Below are 2,760 nucleotides of genomic sequence, written 5' to 3'. Positions count from 1 at the left end.
TCTCATGTAATCCTTTAAACTCCTATTTAAACATACATGTGAAATTCTGCGAATGAGCGAGCATTCGTGAGAAAAACCTTATTCTCTGAGGGAGCTCAATAGTCTTATGTTTTAATTAGAGTCGCTGCTTATAGTTGTGAGGCTTGCCGAACACCTAATGCAGTGACGTCCCGACGGGCTTAGGGGGCTGGATGTGGTCACTCGCTTCTCAGAGTGACCCGGAGCGTCAATATGGTGTTAGCCGAAGGAAGTTCTGGAAGCAGCCATTGCATTTAAGGCGTTCTCAAAATAGCTATATACTTCATCTGCAATTCCCAGAAACTCTTCAACAAGTACATTACTATCCAAGTAACAAGCATACAGATAATCAACTAAAGCGGAGTCAATCTCACAATAGTTTAATATGGCATTCTTCATCTTAATAATGTCATCTTGCCATACACCTGTATCTTCTAAAACCAAAGAGTATAATGCACGAATTAATCTCTTAGAGTAACCTTTAATATATCTAGTTTTCATTGTGTTATCACTAGCATTAGAAAGTAAACTATGTATACGATCTACTTCCTCCTTGGTCTCTGTATTTAAGTCTAAAATGAACTCTGGAGAAATAATTATCGGTGGTACTTTTTCACCAACGTCATGACCATATATGCAAACACAAATTATCTTTACCCAAAAGCCCCACTCATTTGGTTTACTTAATACATCGTCAATCGAGCAAATTATCGTATCAATCTTAGTTACTACTGGATATTCTTCCAAAAGCCTGTCTTTAATATTTGACAATCTTTCGTAATCAATATCTTTAGGATTTACACATACAATAGTAAAGTCTGCATCTGACTTAAAAGGTTTAGCAGTTCCTTTTGGAATCGAGCCACACATATAAATGCTATGAATCTTACCTTTAAATTCGGTAAGTATATTATCTATATACTTATCAACAAAATCCTTATATTCACTTTGTATTACAATTCTATTTATAACTTTTTCTAATATCATATAGACTCCTCCTAAACTAAGAACTTCTTTCGGCTAACGTCTTTTTTGCGAACCGTTCTTACATGGGAGCGTAATGAAGGATGAGTTCTAATCATTCCAAAAACCAATATCACCAGTTTCAAACAATATTTTCCCTTCCTTGTTCGTTGCCCGAATAGTAAATAAAATGCTATTGTTCGCTCTCTATCTGCATGTATATGTATTAATTCACTGTAGCCCGAATCAGATTCTGAAATTACCTTTCCAATTTGATCATACAGAGGTTTATTTTGTTGCATTATCCATAACAAAAGAATGAAAGAAACAGAAATAAAAACAACGATGAGCGAAATTAAAAATTTAGTAGTTTTCATTTTCCTCTCCTAACAAAGATTGGTACCAAGTTTAAATTCTCTAAAAGACATCAAATCACCTTCTTCTTTATTTGGTTTATCCCCTCCCGTTAGCGTAATGAAAAGGCAGCTGAACGGTTGCTTCCTTCCTGTTGTTGTTGTTGAACTATCTACCCGTTAGCAATCTATGCCGCACAAAGCGCGGCACCACAGAGAATGAAAGTTAATCCGTTCTCCATAGTAGTTTAACCATCTAAAGTCCGCTCACAACGTAGCCACCTTGATATCATTTAATCTTGTATGCAACCCGAGTTAATCTTGGGTGTTCTCTCACCTTTAGTTGGATATCGAGAAATGATTCTATTTTATCAAGCTGGTCAATGGAACTATCTATAGCACTATTTTGATGTTATTGGACTGAAAAGAAGCATGACCGACGAATATCTTTCAGTGAGGCTTACGGTAGTAAACCAGTCATTCCTTCTTTCCAGCATGAAGGAAAATTATATTTTATACGGATGGAGGACAAGGTTTTGATTAGTCAAATCAAGGACTTATATCAAGAAGAGATCCGTTATCTTGATTTATACTATTCCTCAAACAGAGTGATGAATTACCTTGAAGAATTAGATTGGATCGAGAAGGAGATCGAAAAACTGTCTCATTCGCAAAGATTGAAGGATAAACATGTCATCGCTACCTTTATAAAATTAAAAGAGAGTACGGTAAAAAGAATCCATAAATGTAGGTTTAAAGATGTTTCGAGTGAAAAAGAGTTTCTTGAACACTGTATAAATGAACTACATCCGCTTCAGTTCGATATAGTAGTCTGAAAAATTGATGACATTGATGGGGGAATTACACTTTAACGAACTAGTGCACATGCCATGACCACGAACGGATGCCTTGCCTCCCAGCTCACATGGACGGCTTCGTGACTCATATTTGCTAAAACGATACCTTCCAAACCGGCTGAGTTCACCAAATCAAATAATTTGACCGCACTGCCAGTCATCCTTCATGCAGTATAATACTCCGTTTCCTTGAGCTCTACTTCGAGCAATTCTAAACGCCTCTCAAGCGGTCCTCCTCACTATCAGGCAGACACTGTAAGAAAGAAATCTTTGCAATCGGATAATGTTCTTGTCATCGTCAATTGAAAAGAATTTAATCCTATAACTAAAAAAGCCCGCGATTTAAGCGGACTTCAATCGGACAATGTTCTATCCTTTGACAATTGTTAAGACAATTGCTTTGCTCTATGGAATATTTGGAGTAACGTTTCAAAGTCTTCTTTTAATGTCTCTTCAGTAATGTTGTTTTGTTGATCATTCTTTTTAAAATGTTCAAGTTCATTGTTTTTCTGCTGTAATTGCTCTTTTAAGTTACTGATTTGATTAGCCATATTTATAATAAGTTGCTT

General features: G+C 36.1%; 3 protein-coding genes. All 3 read right to left on the bottom strand.

Going from position 1 to position 2,760, the window contains the following annotated elements; genetic code table 11:
* Nucleotides 1-237: 237 nt before the first annotated feature.
* A complete protein-coding gene (locus tag DFP97_RS30215) occupies nucleotides 238-1,005 on the bottom strand; it encodes a nucleotidyltransferase domain-containing protein (protein ID WP_054024997.1) in 768 nt (255 codons plus the stop codon).
* A gap of 11 nt (nucleotides 1,006-1,016) precedes the next feature.
* Nucleotides 1,017-1,358 carry a hypothetical protein gene (locus DFP97_RS30210; protein WP_114384352.1) on the bottom strand — a complete coding sequence of 114 codons (342 nt, stop codon included), beginning with the start codon at nucleotides 1,356-1,358 and terminating at the stop codon, nucleotides 1,017-1,019.
* Nucleotides 1,359-2,577: 1,219 nt separating this feature from the next.
* Nucleotides 2,578-2,760 (bottom strand): hypothetical protein (locus tag DFP97_RS31095; RefSeq protein ID WP_181873751.1); only part of this gene is annotated, 183 nt, incomplete at its 5' end.

Origin of the sequence: Paenibacillus prosopidis (genome assembly GCF_003337375.1) — a bacterium.
GTDB lineage: Bacteria > Bacillota > Bacilli > Paenibacillales > Paenibacillaceae > Pristimantibacillus > Pristimantibacillus prosopidis.
Note: the sequence above shows the minus strand (reverse complement) of the source record. Positions and strands in the feature narration are given on the sequence as shown.